The following is a 22,180-nucleotide window of genomic DNA, read 5'->3' on the forward strand; positions in this document are numbered from 1 at the left end:
CAATTAGGGTAATAGATATCAACAAACAAGGCTATAGAAAGGCGCTAAGGAAGACTTAGATACAAGAGAAACGGGGGTGACAGACACCCCCAAGAACAACTTAATAGTGAATGGCGCGAGGAAGATCTTTAGCCTGAGCCACCCAATCCGCAACCTGTGACGCTGAAGGCACTTGGCGAACTAGATTCTTTTCTTCATTAACTTCAGCCATTTTTACCGCAAGGTTTTCGGCATTACGCTGGGCCAATTCAGGCACAGTGTCTACACCGGCAAACTCTAACAAATCGGCATATTGAGTGCTGACGCCTTTAACTCGCGCCAAATCCGCACGGTTAGCCCAGTTCAGAATTTGCTTTTCGCTCAAGCCTGAAGCTTCAGCGACATCCTTACGACCAGATTTCTGGGCGCACTTTTCCAATAGATTTTCCAAAGAAGTGACGCCAGCCGCTTCTAATTTGGACGCATATACTTCACCAATACCTTCAATATCTGACAACTTAGCCATGTTCTACTCCATTAAATTGATTAAAAGGCGATCAAGTTTTGCCACTCTAACGCCCGCTTAGATGAAACGCCCGCACCCAAAAAGCTTCACTGCATACTCGCCAACACAAGCTTTCTAAGAGGCAACTGCCAGTGTACTTCGCACAGCTACAGATAGCGAACTCTCTGGCCTCTAGCTTGTTAGCTGCTATCTGAATTTTTGCTGAATTGGCTGAAATTATTTCCTTTGATCCCGCTGGCCGTTTGCTTTAAGTTATGGCCTTTATAACGCGATAAGGAATCGGCAAAAATGAAAGAAGCAGGGATATTGGTTGGCGGTAGCGACAACGGTCAAGTCAGTATCGATCCCCGTTACGCCAACCGACACGGCCTCATAGCAGGGGCAACAGGTAGTGGTAAAACGGTAACCTTGCAGATTCTTGCCGAGGGCTTTAGCAAGCTGGGCGTACCAGTGTTTATGGCCGACGTGAAGGGTGACCTAGCAGGTCTCGGCCAAGCAGGCAGCGCCCACCCTAAAATTCAAGAGCGCATTGATAAAATAGGCATTGAAGACTTTGAGCATTTACCTTTCCCTGTAAATCTATGGGATGTCTTTGCCAAACAGGGTACAGCGGTCAGGTCGACCATTTCAGAAATGGGACCACAGTTACTTTCTGAGCTTCTGGATCTTAACGAAACCCAGCAAAGTGTCATGACCCTAGCCTTTGAATTCGCTGACGATGAAGGTTTACTGCTGGTAGATCTAAACGATTTACGTGCTGTGCTGGAATACCTTGGCGATAACAGCCGCGACTTAGGCGTTGGCTTAAAGGTTTCCAAGGCCTCAGTAAATGCGATTTTAAGACGCCTGATCATGATCGAGAGAGAAGGCGGCGATTTATTCTTTGGCGAACCCGCTTTAGAGCTGGATGACTTTATTAGCCACAACCGTCGCGGTGAAGGCATCATTAACATCTTGGCCGCCGATAAACTCATTCAAAGCCCACGCCTCTACGCCACTTTTCTCTTATGGCTGCTATCTGAGCTGTTTGAAAGCCTTCCTGAGATCGGCGACCCAGACAAACCTAAACTGGTGTTTTTCTTTGATGAGGCGCACTTGCTGTTCAAAAATGCCTCTCGTGCTTTAGAGGAAAAAATCGAGCAAGTCGCCCGCCTAATTCGCTCTAAGGGCGTAGGCATCTACTTCGTTAGCCAAAGCCCCGCTGATATTCCAGAGGATATTCTTGGGCAACTAGGAAATCGTATTCAGCACACATTGAGGGCTTACACACCTAAAGACCAAAAAGCTGTGCGAGCTGCGGCCCAGAGCTTTCGGGCTAACCCAAACTTTGATACCGCTGAGGTGATTACCGAGCTAGGTATCGGCGAAGCCATTGTTTCTGTGCTGCAAGAAGGTGGTGTACCCAGCCAGGTTGAACGGGTGTTGGTGCGCCCACCGGAATCAAGAATGGGCCCGGTAAGCGAGCAAGAAAGACAGCAGCTTATCAATGGCAACCCATTCCACCGTAAGTATCAGGATTCGGTCGATCCCGATTCCGCCAGAGAGATGCTACAGCGACGTACGGAACAAAATGCTCGTGAAGAGGCGGCCGCAGAACAAGAAGAGCAAAGCTCGCGACCTAGCCGCCGTAAAAGCAGCAACCGCCAAAGCGTCGGTGAAGCCTTTATGAAAAGCATCGCCCGCAGCATCGGCTCAAGTATTGGCCGTAAGCTGATTCGTGGCGTACTCGGTTCACTTTTAAAGTAAGTTAATTTTAAATTTGCGCTTAAAAGGCGCTGTTTTAGGGGGAACCCCCATCATCACAACAAAGGTAAATAGAAATGGGATTATTTGATTTTGCCAGCGACCTGGGTAAAAAACTGTTCGGCAGCGAGGAAGAAGCTGGTGATAAGCTCAAAGAACATGTTGAAAGTGACAACCCTGGTGTAAAAGACCTTAAAGTCCAAGTAGAAGGTGGCGTAGCCAAAGTAAGTGGTGAGGCTGAATCACCCAGCGCCTTCGAAAAGGCCATCTTAATGGTGGGCAATGCTCTAGGCATTAGCTCAGTACAAGCGGAAGAAATGACCGTACAAGGTGAACCCGCTGCGGAGCCAGCTGTCGAAGACGTTCAATACTATGTAATCCAATCCGGTGACTCTCTTTGGAAAATAGCCTCTGAGTTCTATGGTAATGGTGCTAAGTATCAGGCCATCTTCGAAGCCAACCGCGAAGTGATTAAAGACCCTGACCTGATCTATCCAGGTCAAAAAATTCGTATCCCAAAGCAAGACTAGCTGCGGGCTGTTAACCTAAGCTTCATAAAAGGTGTTTACCATGGACATCAATAGTATTTTACAAATCGGCGCACAGCTATTTCAGAGTAAATTGTCAGAGCAAGGCCAAAACTTAGACCTAGGCGCTATTTTACCGGCTTTGACTGGATTACTATCCGACGGTAATGGCAAAGTCGATATTGGCTCTTTAGTTTCTAATATGGACGCTGGTGATATGTTGAATATTGCTCAATCTTGGCTGGGTAATGGTTCTAATGAAGGAATTTCAGCAAATCAGTTGACCCAGATTTTAGGACAAAATAAAATCACCGACTTCGCATCCCAACTATCACTGAATGAAGATCAGGCGATTAGCGGTTTGCAGGAGGCAATACCAAATATTGTGGATAAATCCTCAAATGATGGTAGCCTATTGGATATGGTTGGGGGCGTTTCTGGCGCACTCAATTTGGCAGGTAAGTTATTTGGCCGCTAGGCCTATCCACCTGCCATATCTGTAAAGAACACAACTGCTTAAGCACGGGCCTCTGGCCCGTTTTTTTTGCCTTCAGTTTGTGTAGCTGGTACAGCCAAGCTATGCCAAAGCGCTAGTTCGATACCTCGCCTTTCACAGCTTCGTTTTTAATTCCCCAATATTGTTCGATCTCCTGCTCTATATATTTCACACTCTGTTTTTCAGGCACATTTTTAAGTAAGCAGTAATCCTTGCCGCCATGACTCAGCAAACGCAGCTCGTAAGTAATAATGGTGCCGTTTTCGCCTCGGCGGTGATGTCGATTGACATAGAGCTGTTTGATATCGGCTCGCTTAAAGGTTTTACCTAGCAGCAAAGGTAAAGGACGGTGTGTTATTTTTAGGCGATCAGAGAAGGTACGAACTGAGCTGTAATTAAATATTTGAGCCAATCCGTAATAGGCAATGATACCGCCTACCGATAGTAGCAATACCTGAAGATGCTCTGCATAAGGGATGTCTTGTAAGGCCATTGGCCCTTCTCGATACAGAAAGCCAAACCATAAAATGCCAAAAGCTAGGTAACTCACTGACCTCCAGCTGCGCCAGTAACGCTTTAGCTCTATTCCACCGGCATGTTTAATGATCTTCACACTTTCTGGTAAACCATAATCTTGCTTAGCACTCATGGAGCCCCCTTGAGTAAATTAGAAAATGGCGATACAACTCGATTCGCAGTTTATTATTCTGTTGCTTAGACGAATTGAATTGACCCAATAGGAGCGGGTAATAGGTATAGAGTTAGTATTCAATGGAAAATGCGGCAAAGCTCGTTTATTACCCAATAAGCCCTGCCACAAAGCTGTAGCAGGACTATAAAGTATGTAATTTAATGAGCGGGGCTAGATTGGATCTAGCTTGGCGCCAGCGATTAGCCACTTGGTACCAGCATCGTCAAAATTAATCTGAATTTTATTGCCTTCAAAATGCAGAATAATGCCTTCACCAAAGCTTGGGTGCAAAACTCGTTGCCCTAAACTTAAGCCGGAATCACCACCGTCATCAGAAAGTCGCCCAGCTAGTTTGCGCTGCCCAGTTCGCGATCGACTCTGGGCAGCATCTCCATAATTGCTTCCAAAGCTTACAGGGCGGCTAATTGCCGTTTTAAGGCGAACCTCTTCAATTAGACCATCAGGGATCTCTTTAACAAAACGCGATACCTGATTAAAGGTCTCGGAGCCATACATACGACGGCTTTCAGCATAGCTAATATAGAGCTTTTGCATTGCCCGGGTGATGCCCACATAGCAAAGACGTCGCTCTTCCTCTAAGCGCCCCGGCTCTTCGGCTGACATGCGATGGGGAAACAAACCCTCTTCGACACCCGCCATAAAGACTAAAGGAAACTCTAGGCCTTTCGCGGTGTGCAATGTCATTAACTGAACGGCATCTTCAAACTCATCGGCTTGTGCCTCACCGGCATCCAATGCAGCGCCATCTAGGAATTCTTCTAGTGGGCTTAACTCATCATTTTCCGGATTAAACGCACGACAGGCATTGATCAGTTCCTGCAGGTTTTCTACACGAGCCTGGCCTTTTTCACCTTTTTCTTTTTCGTGAAACTCAATCAAGCCTGAGCTATTAATCACAGCTGATGCGATTTTCTCTAAACTAAGCTCTTGGGTTTGATTGTCCAATTCATTGAGTAACGCACAAAAGGCACCAACAGAATTGGCAGCTCGCGCTGTAAGGCCCTTATTGTTGACCATCTGCTCAGCAGCATCCCACATGGAGCAACCTTGCTCGCGAGCAAACAAACGAACGCCATCAACGGTCTTACTGCCAATACCACGAGTAGGCGTATTAATTACCCGTTCAAAGGCCGCATCGTCGTTACGATTAATAATAAGGCGCATATAAGCCAAAGCATTTTTAATCTCTAAACGCTCATAGAAACGCTGGCCACCGTATATGCGATAGGGGACCGCTTCGCGGAGCAAAGCTTCTTCCAAGATGCGGGACTGGGCATTGGAACGATAAAGAATGGCACAGTTCGTTAAGTTATTACCTTTGCGCTGCCAATCTTCGATACGCTCAACAATAAAGCGAGCCTCATCTTGCTCATTAAAACCAGCATAAAGCGAAATCTTTTCACCGTCGTCACCATCAGTACGCAGTGTTTTACCCAAGCGACCCGCATTGTTTTCAATAACAGCATTGGCTGCATCTAGAATGGTGCGAGTGGAGCGATAGTTTTGTTCAAGGCGGACTGTTTCTACGCCTTGAAAATCCTGGCTGTAACGCTGAATATTTTCGATCTTAGCGCCGCGCCAACCGTAAATAGACTGATCATCATCACCCACGGCCGTCACTGCACAGCGATCACCGGCCAACACTCTAAGCCAGGCATACTGAATAGTATTGGTATCTTGAAATTCATCCACTAAAACAAATGGGAAACGATCTTGGTAGTGTTGTAATAAACGAGGATTGTTTAGCCAAAGCTCGTGGGCTCGCAGCAACAGTTCACCAAAATCAACCATACCGCCACGCTGACAAGCTTCTTCATAGCTGCGATAGATTCGTACCAAAGTTTCTTGGTGGGGGTCGCCGTGGGTTTGAATATAATCTGGGCGCAAGCCTTCGTCTTTATTGTGATTAATAAACCACTGGCTTTGCTTCGCAGGCCAGCGTTCTTCATCAAGCTGCAAGCCTTGGCTGACACGTTTTATTAAACGCAGCTGATCATCACTATCAAGAATCTGAAAATTCTGCGGTAGCTTCGCCTCCTGCCAATGTGCTTTCAATAAGCGATGAGCAATACCATGAAAGGTACCAACCCACATACCACGCGGATTAAGGCCCAAGAGCTCTTCAATACGGCCTCGCATTTCTCGCGCTGCCTTATTGGTAAAGGTCACCGCCATAATAGAAAATGGTGACACCCGCTCAACTTGAATAAGCCAGGCAATACGATGTACCAGCACTCGGGTCTTACCCGAGCCTGCACCAGCCAAAATGAGTTGATTGCCCGCCGGCGCTGAAACCGCCTGACGCTGAGCATCGTTTAATTGATCTAAAATAGGGGATACGTCCATGGCCCTAGTCTAACAGACTCGAGCTGTAGATTGCAGGATGTAAAACCTCACATAACTAAGCGCACCGCATGATATTCAGCGCCAACTGGGATTACCGCATAATGTTTATCGACCACCCCCGAGTAACGCGTCTTGTTTCGCGGCCTGTTGATAGACTGCTTAGAAATCCATCAATAGGCATCTAACAAGATTGCCAGATGATAAAAATGATGAGGGGAAACCAAGCGATGCGAATCAGCAATCTTTTACTAGCCGCTTTACCACTGGCCATAAGCGGTCAGCTACAGGCTCAACAAACCCTTGAAGAAGTGGTTGTAACGGCTCAGAAGCGTGCGCAGTCTGTACAAGATATAGGCGTAACTGTCAGTGCCTTTAATGGTGAACAGGTGAAAGATATGAACCTGAACTCACCAAAAGACCTTGCTTCTTTCACACCTGGCCTCAGTACGGCCAATGCAACTTCAGGCGGCACGCCTATTTTTGCGATCCGCGGTATCGGTTTGGATGATTTTAATATCAACAATAATAGCGGTGTTGGGGTATATACCGATGAGGTTTTTGCCAGCTCTCCCGCATTGCTTAGCGGGCAGCTTTTCGATATTGAACGAGTAGAAGTTCTAAAAGGGCCACAGGGCACCTTGTATGGTAAGAACACCACAGGCGGTGCCATCAATTTTATTTCCAATAAACCCACTGAAGAATTTGAAGCCTCTATTCGCCTGGGTTATGGCAATTGGCGCACCTCAAGCGCAGGCGGTTTCGTTAGCGGATCTTTGAGTGATGATGTCCGAGCTCGTGTAGCCTTTGACTATGAAAAGTCCGACCAAGGTTGGCAACAAGATATCGATACCGGACGGGAATTTGGCTTGGTCGATCGATTTGCAATGCGTAGCTTGTTTGCATTCGACATGAGTGAACGCCTATCAGGCCTGCTTAATATTCATTACTCAAAAGACGACTCCACACCTGAGTCACCACAAAGCACAGGCGGGCCGTTTGCCCCGTCCGGTTTTGATATTGCTACAGGCAGCGAAGCTGCTGATAAAGTTCGAGTCGGTGATTTAAATGTAATGCGCGATGAGCAAGGTGTTGGCACATCGTTGAACCTGCAGTACGAGTTCGACAGTATGACTCTGACTTCAATAACCGCCTGGGACGACTATGAGCGCAAGGTCGTTGATAATCTCGATGGCGACCCCTTTCCCACTTTTGATTTCTTTCAAGACAGTGAAGTCAGTCAGTATTCACAGGAGTTTCGTTTAAGCTCAGATGCGCATGATAACTTCAGCTGGGTTGCCGGCATCAGTTTTTCCAATGATGAAATCTCCGTGAGGGATATAAGTGACTCGGCAGTACCCTTTGGAGTATTTCCTGCGCGCTCTCAGGCTGCTGCGGATTATGTTCAAGAAACAGATTCTCTTGGTGCTTTTATTCACACTGAGACCGATTTGAGCGATCAACTCCATCTTTCTGTAGGCTTACGATACTCCCGCGACGAGCGTAGCTTTAACGGCAATACCATCGATGTAGATGGTAATGTTATTTTCACCGAAGTTGGCGCTGAGATCGCATCGCTCAACGACAGTCGTACCGAAACCGACGTTTCTTATCGAGTTGGCTTGGACTATGACTTAAATGACAACACTTTGCTTTATATCAATGTCGCTACTGGTTATAAAACGGGCGTATTCTACGGAAGCCCTGCTCTAGCCGCCGAAGTTTGGGGTTACACTGAGCCAGAAGAAGTATTTTCTTACGAACTTGGCTTTAAGGCCGATTTACTGGATCAAACCCTACGTTTAAATGGTGCTTACTTTCATTACGACTATGATAATCGCCAATCTTTGTTGCTTGGTGCCACAGCAGACAATATCTTCATTGTTACCCTAGATAATATTCCAGAGTCCGAGATTGATGGAGCGGAGATCGAATTAGAGTGGTTACCACTTGAAGGCCTAGATATTCGCGCAGGGATATCCTATTTAGATGCTGAGGTGACCGTAGCGCCAACTAGCCTACGTGGTTTAACTTTGTTTACTCCGGTTACCCCGGGTACAACTTTGGCACAGGCGCCTCAGTGGAGTTACAACCTTGCCATGGCTTATCGCTGGCAGCTAAGTGATGATCTCTATGCTCGAGCCTTTACCAGCTTCAGCCGAGTGGAAGAGCAGGCCGCAGCCTTAGCCGATCCAAGTGGCATATATGGACCTATAAATAATAGCTCAGCTCGTCTCAGCATTGGCGACAGTGCGGAAAATTGGGAAGTATCGCTATGGGGTAAAAATCTTGCTGATAGTCGCGATGTAATCTATTCCGCGGCTAACTTTTATGCAGGTGCTCAATTTTATCGCCAACAACCACGCAGCTATGGGATCGAAGTGAGCTTTAACTTCCACTAAGGCTGACCTATGCAGCCTTAGGTAGGCGTTGTAAAAATCTGCAAACCCTCTTGAAGCCGCACTACCTGCGGCTTTTTTTGTAAGGCAATAAATATTCAATAGGATAAAACCGTGTCAGAGACTTCAACAAAACTCAAGCAAGGGTCAAAAATCAGATTGTGTTATATCGATCCGGTAAGCAGCACAGAATTTCTGCCAGTACTCTGCGAAGAGTTTAAGTGCATGAAGGACTCGGCTTGTGAGATTGATGTCATATCGCTGCGCCAGGGCCTACCATGGGATAATTTGGAATATCATAGCTATGAAGCCTTAGTAGCAGCTGATCTGATCAAGGCTGTCTATTGGGCCGAACAAGAGGCTTACGATGCTGCGATTATCGGTTGCTTTTACGATCCATTTTTGCATGCCGCTCGGGAAGTTTGTCAATCAATGGTGCTTACCGCTCCTTGTCAAAGTTCATTGCTGTGCGCAAGCCAGATTTCCAACAAGTGCAGTATTATTATTGGTCGAGATAAATGGCGCCATTGCATTTCAGATAATATTCAACGTTACGGTTACAACCATTTTGTCGCCTCCTTGAAAAGCAGCAACAATAGAGTCAGCGATTACTTGACAGATCAGCCGGGCAGCTTAGAAAACTTTATCTCACTGGCCCAACAAACCATAGAACAAGACTGCGCCGAATCCATCATCCTTGGCTGTTCTGCAAATTTAGGTATGTATAGAGAGCTGCAAAAACACATAGCGGTCCCAGTTATTGATCCAGCACTGGCTGCGCTTAGCCAAGCTAAATTAGCCGCTAACAATAAGCAGCTATTTGGCTGGCATACCAGTAATAAACATAGTTTGGAAGCACCCTGGGTAGACCCAAAAGCTATGAATTATTTTGCTGATGCTGAACAGTCGGTGGGTGGCATTCTCGCGGTATAGGCTTAATTAAATTTTTATTCGCTCTATAGACTCTATTAGAACAGGAGATTTTAGATATTCACCTTCTTCGGCCCGATCGTACAAGGCATCCAGCACATCATAGCCTGTTAATAACTGGCCAAACACAGCGAAGCCCTGGCCATCTGGCTGACGTGCGCCTCCAAAATCTAAGGCCGGTTCGTCGCGAAAACAAATAAAGAAGCTACCATTTGCACTGCCTACCTCGTAGCGTGCCATGGACAAGCTACCACGAAAGTGAGACAAGCCACTTTTTTCGCTTGATTCATGCGGGATGCTATCCATTAGATCTGGATGATCGATATTTAAACCACCTTGAATCGTTTCGATTTTAACGGGATCTTCAGTTTGAGGGTGGCTTTCGATAACTATACGAAAAAAATTACTGCCATCAAAAAGCCCGGCGTCAACATAATTTAAAAAATTAGCAACCGATATAGCTGCCTTATCTGCAAATAACTCGAATACCATTTGGCCTTTCGAAGATTGTATTGAAACCTTGGGATTCATAGATCAGCTCTTTTTTCAGAGCTGGAAGAAGTTAAGTTTCCTACAGTTTGGGATAGATTTTTAACCAAAGGATAAATACATAACATACTAAACAGCAGCGCGGCGACTGCGATATAGATGACACTACTATTGCCATGCTCCAAAACCCACTGGGAGGCTAGCAGAGGTCCGAGAGCAAAACCAATGTTGATTAAGGGCTGACAAGCGGTAATAAATCGCCCTGATGAATCGCCTTCTGCAACATCCGAGTAGAGCTTGGAAGCAATAATACTCCAGACAATGCTGTAAACTATCAATGCGACCAAATAGAGGTTATCGCTGAAATTAAGTAACAGCGCTAATAAGCTGCCAACCATGAAAGCGGCAGAAATTACATAAATACGATAGTTTTTAGCCGATGGCCCCAAGTACACCAGCAAAAGTGCACCGGCAAGCCCTCCAATCATAGAGAGGCTTAAGGCTTCGGAAACCCATTCAAAACTAAAACCTGCGGAGGTTCCTATGGTTGCGGCATAGGTCCAGAAAGTACCAATACTAATATAGAAAAATAACACGGCTAACAAAGATAAAAATAAGGGCTTTTTATAGATGTCGAGTACAGTTGAACAACTATTATCTGTATCGCTTTCAGCTTGCGTACTTAGCTCCTTTAAGAATCTTGATAAGGGCCTTAAACATAGCAGCGGCGCAATCAATAACAACATAAAGCTATAGATCACCGCGACAAAGCCCCAATGTTCGATAAGCCGAGGAAGTAGAAACAAACCTATAGCCTGAAGAATCACAGCTGCAGCCGTATAAATAGCGAACCATCGATTAGTATCATGTGTTTTTGCCAAGCAGTACATGCCCAACACTACTAATAAGCCCTCCCCAAGGCCGGCTATTAGGCGGGACCAAAGCAGATCTACTATTTCCTTCGAGAATAGGCTTAGAATATTGCCAAGAACGGCCGCACATAAACCTAATAAAAGAAGGCGAGACAAATTAAATTTGTGCAGAGCAAAAGCCATGATACTTGTGGATATGGCTAAGCCTGCAGTATCTGCCGCTCCTAGCCAACCGAGCTGCTGCTCATTAAGTTTGTATTCCTGCGCTGCAGATTCTACAAATGAGGGCAACAAGAAAATAACGGAATACCCGACTAGCGCACAAATAGTTCCATTTAAACCAGGCTTTAAGTTCTCGACTCGAATTGCAGAAAAACTCATAGAATATTCTCAACGCTAAGCTATTGTATGGTTGTAAGCCTGTTCAGCATGCTCTTGGCTGATGTAACCATTTTTTATATCGCCCAATAGCGAATCCCTACAACGGTTTTTCGGATCGCCCCAGCCGCCACCTGTGCCAGTGATTAATCTTATAAGATCACCTTCGGACAACTCGAAACGACTGGTTCTTGCGAAGCAGCCTTTTAGGTTTCCACTTGAATCGTAGACTTCAATTCGATTACAAGAACCATCTCTACCACCATCAATACCCCATGGGGCCGTTTCGGCACGACCAAAGAAGCTAGAAATATCAGCCGGTGCTGCTAGAACTCGATATTCGTGCACAACACCTAAGCCACCTCGATATTCTCCTGCTCCTGCCGCCGAATCCGTATCAAAGCTATAACGTTCAACACGGATGCCATAACGGGCTTCGAGAATTTCTACCGGTATATTACTAGTCTCGCCATTGCCAACACAAAACTGACCGGACTCTCCATGTTTGTCCACGCCAGCACCCCAACCGCCAACCAAAGGCTCAACCAATAGATAGTTTTCATCGCTACTAGGCAGGCGGCCAGATAGATTAATTGTGCATACCGAACCAAATTGTCCAGCGGTAACTACCCCCGGCAAAACTGATGCAAGCGCTCTGCGCGCAACATCTGCTGCGCAAACCATAGCTTCAAAATAAGAAGAAACTGGAGCAGGGCGCTTCGCCGTAAGCAATGTTCCTTCTGGGCAAATAACTTTTAAACGACGAAAGCAGCCTTCTGTGGCGGGAACATCGGGCTGTACCACCCCCATAAATACTTCTCTAGCCGCTGAGATCAAAACACCCATAGAGCAATTAATTGGCCCCGGTGCTTGCGCATCAGTTCCGCTGTAATCCAGTATAAATTCATTATCACTGATGGTAACTTTTACTTTGACTTTAAAAGGGCCATTGCCAACACCATCTTCATCGATAACATCTTTTGCACACCAACTACCTTTGGGTAGCGCTTTAAAGCGCTCGCACACCATTCGGTCGCCATGATCCAATAAGCTATCGATGGCTTGCAAGGTAATATCTTGACCATACTTCTCAACAACCGAAAGAAATCGCTGTTCACCTACCTGCAATGAAGCTGCACAGGCATGCAAATCACCAAGAGTCATATCGGGCAAGCGGACATTCGCTTCTATTAAATCCAGTAGCGCTTGATTAGCAACCCCCCGATCAAAAACTTTAATACCCGGAAACTGCAGACCTTCTTGATAAACCTCACTGGCATCGGCGCTATAACTGCCTGGGTCCTTGCCGCCAATTTCAGTCCAGTGGGCTTTGTTGGCCGTCCAAGCTAGTAGCCGCTGCTTGTAAAACACTGGTCGAATCATACAGACATCCGATAAATGTGTTCCACCACCGGCATAAGGGTCATTTAAAATAAATACATCGCCAGGATAAATTTCATCATTGGAAAACTTTGCCAACAGTGTTTGTACACCCCCATCCAAAGTCCCAATAAAACCTGGAATACCATTACCTTGGGCAATCAAACGGCCCCTAGCATCAGTAATGCCAATACCATAATCTAGTGATTCGTAGATAATTGGGCTTTTACTGCTTCGTTTTAGCGCGAGGAACATTTCCTCACCGATGGCGACAAGAGCATTTTTAATCACCTCTATTGTAAATATATCCATCGCTTGATTCACGCTCTGCCCTCCAAGTAAATATGCAATCCGCCAAAACCGTCGACCTCAACTCGAGCTCCAGGCTCAACAACTGTCGTTGTAGTACTCTCTTCAATAATGGCAGGCCCCTCAAAGCTCATACCATGACAAAGCTTTTCACGTTGATAAACGAATGCTTGATGAACCCCTAGATCGTCATAGTCAACTGCGCGATCTTCAATCAATGCTGCGCTCGCATCAGCGCCCACCTTGTTTTGCCCTTTTAAATTGGCTTTGTCTAAAACGGCATAGCTGACCAAATGGAAATTAACAATTTCGATATCTGAGTCAGGTAATTGAAAGCTATATTCCTGCTCATGAGCTTTATGGAATTGTGCAGATATACTAGCGATCGATTCTTTTGGCTCTTGATTCAAACTGTCCACTTTGACTTTTACGGTGTGTTCCTGGCCTTGGTAACGGGCATCGATAAATAATTCGTGGAATAACTTATCAGTGCTGAAGCCATCATTCTGATAATCTGACTCAGCTTTGTTTATCTGTTGTGCAAAGGCTTGTTGAATATCATCGAGCGCATCTACCTTCAGTTCTAATCGCTGAGTGCGAATATAATCACGACGCAAGTCGATCATTAACATCCCAAATGCCGAAAAGACCCCCGCCATAGGGGGAATAATCAACTTTCGAGCGTTGAGCTCACGAGCCAACGCACAAGCATGCATCGCACCACCACCACCGAAAGCCATCAAGGCGAAGTCTCTAGGATCATAGCCGCGATTAACTGAAATCAGTTTTAGAGCATTTACCATATTGGCATTGGCGATACGAATAACACCATGCGCAACATCGATAGCTTTTACGCCTAAGGGCTCGGCTAATGCTTGAAATGCGGCTTCGACCCCTTGCATATCAGGTTTAATCTCGCCGCCAGCAAAATTTTCAGGATTAATCTTGCCAGTGAAAAGATTGGCATCCGTGGTGGTCGCCTGCTTACCACCACGACCATAGGCGACAGGTCCAGGGGTAGAGCCTGCACTCTCAGGGCCAACCCGCAGTGAGCCCGCGGCATCAAGATGAGCAATGCTGCCACCACCGTTACCAATTTCTACAATATCAATTACCGGTGTTTTAATGGGGTAACCCGCGGTACTAGCTGTTTTTTCGATAATATATTCTGTAGTAATACGGGTTCGGCCATTGTGAACTAAGGAGCACTTAGCTGTCGTGCCGCCGATATCCAAGGCCATAATATTGGCTTCATTGATTAACTGGCCGTAGGCAACTGCGCCTAACATTCCTCCAACCGGCCCCGATTCTACGAGGCTAATCGGATTATTTTTAGCCGCCTGTAGTGTCGCAATGCCGCCGTTTGATTGCATGATAAATGGATCACTCGCTAGTCCTTTTGCCGACAGTTGGGTTTTTAGAGTATCCAGATAGTTTTGCGCAGGAGGTAAAACATAAGCCGATAACACCGTAGTGCTACTGCGCTCATACTCTCGCCACTCTGAACATATTTCGTGGGAGCAAATCACTTTGACGGTAGGCCATTTATCGCGCAGATAATTGGCTGCTAATTGCTCATGCTGTGGGTTTAAATATGCGTGGAGGAAGCACAGAGCTATCGCCTCAACCCCTTCTTGCTGAAAATCTCCGACAATATCATCCAGCTGCTCTAAACGCGGCGGCTGCAATACTTGCCCTTGATAATCTACTCGCTCAGATAGCTCACGACGCAAATAACGCGGCACAAAAGGTTCCGGTTTGCGATAGTAGTTATTGAATATATCCGGCGTATTACCACGGGCAATTTCTAAAACATCACGAAAACCTGAAGTAGTAATAAGAGCAGTTTTCACGCCCTTCCGTTCTGTTAGGGCGTTAATAACAACAGTAGTGCCATGAGCAAAGAAGCTCACATCGGCCAAATTGAGTTTGGCCTTGGCCGCAGCATTAATAACCCCTTGATCAAAGTTGGGGTATACCGTATCGCTCTTTACCGCATGGATTTCACCTTCACTGATATACACCAAATCGGTGAATGTGCCCCCAACATCTGTTGCTACACGTAGCTTCATCGCTTACCTTCTCATCATACCTAAGCTAACTAATCGATAGTCATACGGTATCAAGATAGCGCTGCATATGATTTTGTTAGCACAGCACTAAGCGGCAGGATATTTTTTATCAATCCTCGCTACCAAAGCCTATTCTGCATATCGCCAAGAGTTGACCCCTAAGGGAAAAGCCCGCTAGTCTAAGCCTGTAGCAATGAGGGCAAAGCCATGAAACGCAGTATCAAACTCGATCGTTTAAATCGACGAATCCTGACCTTTCTTCAGAATAATGCGCGCATCAGCAATATCGATTTAGCTAATGATGTCGGGCTTTCGCCGAGTGCCTGCCTACAAAGAACCAAAGCCTTAGAAGAAGCCGGTTATATCCATAGCTATCTCACTGTAGTGAACCTTAATAAGATCTGTGAAAACGTGACAGCCTATCTGGACATCACCATGAGCCATCACGAGCAGCCCACTTTAAGGCGCTTCGAGAAGGCCATGAAAGAGCACAACAATATTATTGATTGTATGCGAATGTCAGGTGGCTCTGACTACATGGCTTTCACTGTCTGCTCTACAGTCGCCGAGCTCAATGAGCTGTGTGAAGAGCTACTTGCTCAAGATGTAGGCATTCAGCGTATCGATACGAGAATCGTAATGGATACCCCTAAATGGATGGGGGGCTACCCATTAGATGATTTGCGTTGGCGCGAAGGTGCCGAAGACGAGGATTAGAGCCAGCGGCGTACCTTCGCTTGGTATTGTGCAAAAGCCTCGGGGAATTTCTTCTGTAGCTGCCTTTCCTCCGGGCTAATTTGATAGCGATTCATATACCAAATGAACAATGGAACGGCCGCAATCGCGGGCAGGCTTCCTGTCAGCAGAACCGCCGCAGCGATAAACACAGTAAAGCCCAGATACATTGGGTTGCGGCTTAAGCGGAATGCCCCGCTGCAGATAAGATCGCTCGTTGCTCTTGGGTTTCGAGGATCAACGGTGGTGTTTGCGAAGTGACACTGCAATACCGCGACTGCACAAATACCAGCCGCCATAAAGCATAATAAAGCCGCTAGGCCCGCCTGGGCTGAAAAACCAATCGATAGCATTGGCAAAAACAAATGCAGTAGAAATACCAAGCCTATAAAAATAAACATCAACAATAGTGGCGGTATTTTTAACTCTAGTCGCATGCAAGCTTCCTATTGATAAGGCCTTAGAATTTAAGTACTGCGTAAGTGACCTATTACTGCGTTAGACGAGGAATCTAACGGTTTTCGTTTTGCTTAGGCTCTTCAATAATCACTAAAGTTCCTGCCAACTTATCGTGGAAGCCCTGTTTACGTGGATCAAATGCGACCCAGATAAAGCCCAAGAACAAAGGAATGATGCAGACCATATAGGCAAAATAGCGGCCAATCGTCTGACCAATGCCAAGGCGGCCAAGAGTTTGGGCATCAACAATTTTAATACGAAAAATCATTTTGCCCGGAGTAGCTGACTTGTAGTACCAAAATAGCCAGACGGCTAACATCGGCAGCACAAATCTTACGATAGAGGTGCCACTGCCCTGTTCGCTGTAGCGGCTTAAATCAAAATCTACCAGCCACAATGCCAGAGGAACAATAATCAAAGAGAATACAAAACCATCAACAATATGGGCTACAAGGCGTATCCAAAAGCCTGCGTATTTTGGAGATTCCATAAGCTTCCTAAATAAACTATTAAGGTTGCTCAGCAGTGTAGCCCACTGTTGCCGTTTTTACATTACACCCAGTTCTCTTAGGCGCTCTTGCAAGTACTCTTTAGCGGTATAACGCTCAGATAATTTTACTTCAGGGCGTGGGTGTAAAAACAATGGCAGGGAGATTCGCGCGCGGCGGCTATCACTGCCTTCAGGGTTGATGACTCGATGGGTGGTCGATGGGAAATAATAGCCCGACGCTTCTTGCAGCATATCGCCAATATTAATAATCAAGTTACCAAACTCACAAGGAATATCTAGCCATTCACCTTCTTTGGTCAACACTTGCAAACCTGGCTCATTTGCGGCCGGAAGAATTGTCAGCAAATTGATGTCTTCATGGGCCGCTGCGCGAATAGCACCGGGCTCTTCATCGCCTTGAAACTCAGGGTAGTGTAGAACACGCAATAAGGTCTTTTGGCTGCCATCGATCATATCGGTCAGCGGCTCACTGTAGTGGCTAGCTACATCCACAGGACTATTGCCCTCTACCCAGGTAAGCAACTCACGAGCTAAGCTATTGGCTTGTTCATAGTAGCTGTGAATTTCGTCTTTTAATTCCGCAGGGCACTGGCCCCAAGTGTAATAGTGAAAGTACTCTTTAATGTCTTTCACTTCATGACCCTTGGCCACCTCGGAAACCGATTTAGGAAAAAAGCCGTCTTGGGTATCCACATTAAATTGAAATTGCTCTTTCTCGGAACCATCAAAAAATTGCTTCCAATTACTATAAATAGAGCTCACCAGATCTTTTGAGATAGGGTGGTTTTTGAGTACACCAAAACCGGTGTCTTTTAGGGATTGCACAAAGCGGGCTTGAGCATCTGGGGCCTGGTAATCAACGGCCTCGATACGGGTAGTCATAACATTCTCCAATAAAGCGATGGGGCTAGCCCCATAGTCGGCGGCATTATCGCATTATTGCTCGGGAAATACCCAATCTAGATCAATTGCTTTTCTCGCCCTCTGTGCGGCGAGAAAAGCAACGGCTCAGAGCCCGGTAGAACTACCAAGCAGCATCAAGTTACTTTCGAAAATCAATCAAACTGTTGGCGGTTAACCATGCAAAAGCGGTGTACACAGCGGAAGCTTGACGCATGGTCTCTGGCGGGACATTCGCCATGGTGTCATTTTCAGTGTGGTGGTAGTCAAAGTAGTCGGTTAAATCCGAATCAAAATTGATAGCTGGCATGCCCGCTTTACCCAATACGGAAATATCCGACTGACCTTTTGCGGAGTTTGAAGGATGCAGTGCCACCCCATACGGCTTTAATAGCTCCGCCATTTGCTTAATAGCCGCTAAAGACTGCTCACCCACACCTGGGCGCAGCTGATGAATCATGCGGGTGCCGGAATCCCACTCAGCACCAATGATGTGATTGCCCAAGATTCCTTTGTTTTTCTCGTAGTACTGTTTCACACCTATCAGGCCGATTTCTTCGGCGCCAAACAAAATCACCCGAATAGAGCGTTTCGGCTTCTTGCCACTATCGATAATATGCTTGGCAGCGGCCATGGTAATGGCTACACCCATACCATCATCAATAGCGCCAGTACCTACATCCCAGCTGTCTAAATGAGAGCCCAAAACGACAAAGTCTTCTGGACGCTCAGTGCCGGTAACTTCGCCGATCACGTTGGCAGTTTGCACGTCTGGGGTCGTTTTTGAACTGATCTTCACTTTTAGCGTAACCTGCTCACTGCGCTTTAGCATGCTCTCCAACAAGTCTGCGTCGGGAATCGAAAGGGCCGCTGCCGGGATAGTAGACTTGCTGCCTTGGGCACCAGTATGGCCGATACGGTCATTATCCGTACCCACTGAGCGAATAAGTACAGCCGAAGCACCTTTGCTGGCTGCTACTTCTGAGCCCAAGTAACGTTGCTTACCCGCTACGCCATAATCGGCGCCATCAATGGAAGGCTTCATCTGATAGCCTATATAGGCAATCTTACCTTTAAGGCTCTCATCCTCTACTTGCTTTAGTGCTTCGAGGCTTTCAAACGCGAGCACTTCGGCCTCAATACCTTCAGCGGGAGTTGGCACGCTTCCACCCAATGCAATGGCTACCAAACGCTGAGGAAAAGGCGATACCGCCTCAACACTGATCTCACCGCGCTCCCAGCCCGGTGTGGTAACTGTCTCAGTCCAAACCCGATCAAAACCCAGAGCTTTCATCTTGGCTACCGCCCAGTCGATTCCGGCCTTGTCACCTGGCGTTCCCACGCGGCGAGGGCCCACTTCTGTACTGAGGCTTTCATCAAGCTCATAGGCCAACTCAGACTTTCCTGCCTTCTCAGCTAGGGCCTTGGCCTGCTGAAGATTTTCCGGGCTAAATTGCGCAGCCATTAGCGCCACAGGGGCTATTAAGGACGCCACGCCCACTAGGGCTTTTTGCATAAAAGTTCGCTTCACGAGATCACCAATAAGGTCTAATTGTTTGTATTTCAGGCAGTTATGGGGGCTTTTAGCTGCTATACATCAGCTTATGTAGAAAAATTACATATTTTTGCTGTATTTACTACATATCTTGGCTACTATTTTCCAGAGCTTAAAAACCCGTTACTAAATAGAACGATAAAAAGCCCAATAACAGCAATATTGAACGTAGGATGGAGCTGAAATCACCGTGAAGCCAGCTGAATTAACACAACGAATCTCCGAAGCCTTAGATGACATGCGCAAATCCGAGCGCAAAGTGGCCGAGTATGTGCTTAGCCACCCGGGCGACATAATTCATATGCGAATCGTCGATCTGGCGGCCAAATCTGAGGTTAGCGAACCTACCGTAGTACGCTTTTGCCGCGCGGTTGATTGTGATGGCTTTCAGGAATTTAAGCTGCAGCTGGCCCAGCAACTGGCATCTAGCCCGAGTTTTGGTCAAATTGCCGTTACTGAAACTGATGCGGTGGAGGAGTTTACCCAAAAGGTTTTCGATTCCACAGTAGATACCCTGCTACAGGTTCGCGATCGTTTAAACCCGGAAATTCTCGACCAAGCGGTTAGCGCCTTATGTGCTGCCAATCGAGTGGAGTTTTATGGCTTTGGCGCTTCAGGTGCGGTAGCTGCAGATGCCCAGCATAAATTCTTCCGCTTGCAATTGGCTACAGCGGCGCACTCGGACCATCATATTCAGAATATGTCAGCGATGAGTATGCAGCCTGGTGATGTGGTAGTAGCGATCTCTCAAAGCGGGCGAACAAAAGCGCTATTGCACTCGATGGAAATGGTTAAAGCTATGGGTGGAATTGTGATTGGTCTAGCACCAAGCGGCACACCTGTAATAAAAAATGCCAGCATACCTATCGAAGTCGATGTCGAAGAAGATATCGAGATCTATACACCGCTATCTTCTCGAATTGCTCACTTGGTCATCATCGACGTTTTAGCTATCGGTGTAGCGCAACGCAAAGGCCCTGAACTTCACGACCACTTATTCAAACTAAAGCAGGGCCTCCGATCACTTCGAATTCAGCCTGAAGACAGAGCCAAATAATCCCTCCTTAGAATGTTTGGCTGGTTTTGCTTGGACGGCTTTGTTTAAGCAAAACCGCTGTGAGAGTATTCCTTGACTAACCATTAAAAATGGAGTCATGGAGCGATCTCACATGTTTTCCTCATACAGCAAAATGATTGGCTGTTTTACGGTAGGGACACTTTGTACTTTTTCTAGTTTTTCCCTATACGCACAACAAGTTCTGCCTACGTCGGGCAGCCTCAATAAACAAAACGAATCTTTGCCTGAAATAAAATCTAAGGCAAAAGAAAGTGTATTCGAACAATTTAATGATGAAGCGGAAGAACCAGCGAGCCAAGGGCCTTTGGTTAAGGTTCGAAAAATTCGCATCGAAGGCGCAAGGCAAATTAGCCAAGACGACATTCTTGAAAATCTAAAAGACGAGATTGGAAAGCAGCATGACTTCGCGAGCCTAAAGCAAATTGCTCTACGTGTAACTCGGCAATATCGCGACAAAGGCTATTTTACAGCCTGGGCCTATCTTCCCGCACAGAGTATAGCCAATGGCGAATTGGTGATTATTGTTTTAGAAGGAAAGATTGAAGAAATTATCGTTGAGAACGAAGGCCGACTAAAGCCCAAAGTCACACGTCGATTTATCGATCGAATTCAGCAAGACGCTAGCCTTAAAACGGATGAACTTGAAAAGCAGCTACGCCTTTTAAATGACTTGCCTGGCGTAAAAGCCAAAGCTCGACTTATTCCTGGTGAAAAATTAGGTGGTAGCGTATTAAAACTTGCCACTACCGATAAGCCAATTTTTAACGGCAATATATCACTCGATAACCTCGGCAACCGATTCACCAATGCTACTCGCCTTGGCACTTTACTCCAAAGCAACAATGCCTTTGGCTATGGCGAATATCTTCAAATGCGGCTTGCTAGCAGCGAAGAGGGTTATCAATTTGCACAGCTTAGAGCTGGCTTACCTGTCGGTACTTACGGCGGCCGAATCAATCTTGGCGTTCAGCGCAGTGACTATGAATTGCAAAAGCAATTTAAAGCACTTGGAGCAGAAGGCGACAACACTCAGTTCGACATCAATTATCAACACCCTTGGGTACACAGCCTGAGCTATAACTTAAATAGTGCGATTAGTTTTAGGCGCGCCACCTATCAAGATAGCAACAATAATCTTGGCCAGTTTAGTGACCGAGAAATAGATTCCGTCGAACTTAGTATCAGTGGAGACTATATCGATGAAGAATCGAATTTCAGCCAGTTCTCCGCAAGCCTTGCGCTAGGCGATGTTAGCGATGACATGCTTGCAGACAGCTCTGACCTTTACAATATAAAAGATAACTTTTCCCATTTATTACTCACCGGACAGCACAGTCGCTGGTTGAACGATAGCTGGCGCCTACAAGTAAAAGGCATCGCACAGTTCTCAGAAGATAATCTAAACAGTAGCGAAAAATTGCTATTAGGCGGGCCACAAGGTATTCGCGCCTACCCCCAAGGCGAATCGCTAGTCGATCAAGGCGCTCTCATTTCAACAGAGATTTTTTATCACTATAGCCCTCAATGGCTATTATCTGCTTTTTTTGAAGCCGCTATGGGCGAAAGATATATCGATCCTCTGCCAGGTGATATCAACAACGATCGCGAGCTCTCTGGTGCGGGCTTGGCTCTGCAGTGGCGACCGAACGAAGATTGGTTCTTAAGCTTGAGTAGTGCATGGAGAACCGATAGCGCACCACTTAGCGACGAAGATAAAACCCCAAGGCTTTGGGCCCAAATCATTTGGCAATTCTAGATACTAACTAATCCTCGGCCTATCAAAAGCG

19 protein-coding genes are annotated in these 22,180 nt (G+C 46.4%); 8 read left to right on the forward strand and 11 right to left on the reverse strand.

Annotated elements, in window-relative coordinates:
* Window positions 1–100 precede the first annotated feature (100 nt).
* The gene (locus Q1A08_RS05315) at window positions 101–505 is read right to left on the reverse strand and encodes a DUF4332 domain-containing protein (protein WP_299770549.1); all 405 of its coding nucleotides are present in this window, start codon (window positions 503–505) and stop codon (window positions 101–103) included.
* Between the two features lie 288 nt (window positions 506–793).
* On the opposite strand from Q1A08_RS05315, the gene Q1A08_RS05320 reads away from it, so the two are divergent.
* The 3 genes from Q1A08_RS05320 to Q1A08_RS05330 all read left to right on the forward strand — a co-directional run bounded on the left by Q1A08_RS05320 (window position 794) and on the right by Q1A08_RS05330 (window position 3,253).
* Complete coding sequence (locus tag Q1A08_RS05320) at window positions 794–2,251, forward strand: helicase HerA-like domain-containing protein (RefSeq protein ID WP_299770550.1); 1,458 nt, start codon at window positions 794–796, stop codon at window positions 2,249–2,251.
* Between the two features lie 74 nt (window positions 2,252–2,325).
* Complete coding sequence (gene lysM, locus Q1A08_RS05325) at window positions 2,326–2,778, forward strand: peptidoglycan-binding protein LysM (RefSeq protein ID WP_299770552.1); 453 nt, start codon at window positions 2,326–2,328, stop codon at window positions 2,776–2,778.
* Window positions 2,779–2,818: 40 nt separating this feature from the next.
* A complete protein-coding gene (locus Q1A08_RS05330; protein ID WP_299770554.1) occupies window positions 2,819–3,253 on the forward strand; it encodes a YidB family protein in 435 nt (144 codons plus the stop codon).
* A 112-nt stretch (window positions 3,254–3,365) separates the two neighbouring features.
* Here Q1A08_RS05330 and Q1A08_RS05335 read toward each other — a convergent pair whose 3' ends face one another.
* Together Q1A08_RS05335 and uvrD are read right to left on the reverse strand one after the other, a co-directional pair.
* On the reverse strand, window positions 3,366–3,920 hold the full coding sequence (locus tag Q1A08_RS05335; protein ID WP_299770556.1) for a hypothetical protein: 555 nt from the start codon (window positions 3,918–3,920) through the stop codon (window positions 3,366–3,368).
* A 213-nt stretch (window positions 3,921–4,133) separates the two neighbouring features.
* Window positions 4,134–6,329, reverse strand: a complete 2,196-nt coding sequence (gene uvrD, locus Q1A08_RS05340) for a DNA helicase II (RefSeq protein WP_299770558.1) — start codon at window positions 6,327–6,329, stop codon at window positions 4,134–4,136.
* 227 nt (window positions 6,330–6,556) lie between these two features.
* On the opposite strand from uvrD, the gene Q1A08_RS05345 reads away from it, so the two are divergent.
* A complete protein-coding gene (locus Q1A08_RS05345; RefSeq protein WP_299770560.1) occupies window positions 6,557–8,728 on the forward strand; it encodes a TonB-dependent receptor in 2,172 nt (723 codons plus the stop codon).
* Window positions 8,729–8,839: 111 nt separating this feature from the next.
* The gene (locus tag Q1A08_RS05350) at window positions 8,840–9,658 is read left to right on the forward strand and encodes an aspartate/glutamate racemase family protein (protein ID WP_299770561.1); all 819 of its coding nucleotides are present in this window, start codon (window positions 8,840–8,842) and stop codon (window positions 9,656–9,658) included.
* Window positions 9,659–9,664: 6 nt separating this feature from the next.
* Here Q1A08_RS05350 and Q1A08_RS05355 read toward each other — a convergent pair whose 3' ends face one another.
* From Q1A08_RS05355 to Q1A08_RS05370, 4 genes are read right to left on the reverse strand one after another with little or no spacing between them, the layout of a single operon-like run.
* Entirely contained in the window at window positions 9,665–10,186 is a 522-nt protein-coding gene (locus Q1A08_RS05355) for a peptidylprolyl isomerase (RefSeq protein ID WP_299770564.1), read from the reverse strand.
* The gene (locus Q1A08_RS05360; protein ID WP_299770566.1) at window positions 10,183–11,397 is read right to left on the reverse strand and encodes an MFS transporter; all 1,215 of its coding nucleotides are present in this window, start codon (window positions 11,395–11,397) and stop codon (window positions 10,183–10,185) included. The genes Q1A08_RS05355 and Q1A08_RS05360 overlap by 4 nt, the downstream gene beginning before the upstream one ends.
* A gap of 15 nt (window positions 11,398–11,412) precedes the next feature.
* Window positions 11,413–13,086, reverse strand: a complete 1,674-nt coding sequence (locus Q1A08_RS05365) for a hydantoinase B/oxoprolinase family protein (protein ID WP_299770568.1) — start codon at window positions 13,084–13,086, stop codon at window positions 11,413–11,415.
* Between the two features lie 8 nt (window positions 13,087–13,094).
* Window positions 13,095–15,155 carry a hydantoinase/oxoprolinase family protein gene (locus Q1A08_RS05370; protein WP_299770570.1) on the reverse strand — a complete coding sequence of 687 codons (2,061 nt, stop codon included), beginning with the start codon at window positions 15,153–15,155 and terminating at the stop codon, window positions 13,095–13,097.
* 207 nt (window positions 15,156–15,362) lie between these two features.
* Here Q1A08_RS05370 and Q1A08_RS05375 point away from each other — a divergent pair, with 207 nt between their 5' ends.
* Entirely contained in the window at window positions 15,363–15,872 is a 510-nt protein-coding gene (locus Q1A08_RS05375) for an Lrp/AsnC family transcriptional regulator (RefSeq protein ID WP_299770572.1), read from the forward strand.
* On the opposite strand, the gene Q1A08_RS05380 is transcribed toward Q1A08_RS05375, so the two are convergent.
* The 4 genes from Q1A08_RS05380 to Q1A08_RS05395 form a co-directional block, all read right to left on the reverse strand.
* Complete coding sequence (locus Q1A08_RS05380) at window positions 15,869–16,327, reverse strand: isoprenylcysteine carboxylmethyltransferase family protein (protein WP_299770574.1); 459 nt, start codon at window positions 16,325–16,327, stop codon at window positions 15,869–15,871. The genes Q1A08_RS05375 and Q1A08_RS05380 overlap by 4 nt on opposite strands.
* Window positions 16,328–16,401: 74 nt before the next feature.
* A complete protein-coding gene (locus Q1A08_RS05385) occupies window positions 16,402–16,839 on the reverse strand; it encodes an RDD family protein (protein ID WP_299770576.1) in 438 nt (145 codons plus the stop codon).
* Between the two features lie 57 nt (window positions 16,840–16,896).
* Complete coding sequence (locus Q1A08_RS05390) at window positions 16,897–17,742, reverse strand: 2OG-Fe(II) oxygenase family protein (RefSeq protein WP_299770578.1); 846 nt, start codon at window positions 17,740–17,742, stop codon at window positions 16,897–16,899.
* 160 nt (window positions 17,743–17,902) lie between these two features.
* Window positions 17,903–19,276, reverse strand: a complete 1,374-nt coding sequence (locus tag Q1A08_RS05395) for a M20/M25/M40 family metallo-hydrolase (RefSeq protein WP_299770581.1) — start codon at window positions 19,274–19,276, stop codon at window positions 17,903–17,905.
* Window positions 19,277–19,505: 229 nt separating this feature from the next.
* On the opposite strand from Q1A08_RS05395, the gene hexR reads away from it, so the two are divergent.
* Both hexR and Q1A08_RS05405 read left to right on the forward strand, forming a co-directional pair.
* Window positions 19,506–20,372, forward strand: a complete 867-nt coding sequence (hexR, locus tag Q1A08_RS05400) for a transcriptional regulator HexR (RefSeq protein ID WP_299770583.1) — start codon at window positions 19,506–19,508, stop codon at window positions 20,370–20,372.
* A 112-nt stretch (window positions 20,373–20,484) separates the two neighbouring features.
* Window positions 20,485–22,149: a POTRA domain-containing protein gene (locus tag Q1A08_RS05405; RefSeq protein ID WP_299770585.1), complete on the forward strand. Its 1,665-nt coding sequence runs from the start codon at window positions 20,485–20,487 to the stop codon at window positions 22,147–22,149.
* Window positions 22,150–22,180 lie beyond the last annotated feature (31 nt).

Origin of the sequence: uncultured Pseudoteredinibacter sp., assembly GCF_947500695.1 — a bacterium.
GTDB lineage: Bacteria > Pseudomonadota > Gammaproteobacteria > Pseudomonadales > Cellvibrionaceae > Pseudoteredinibacter.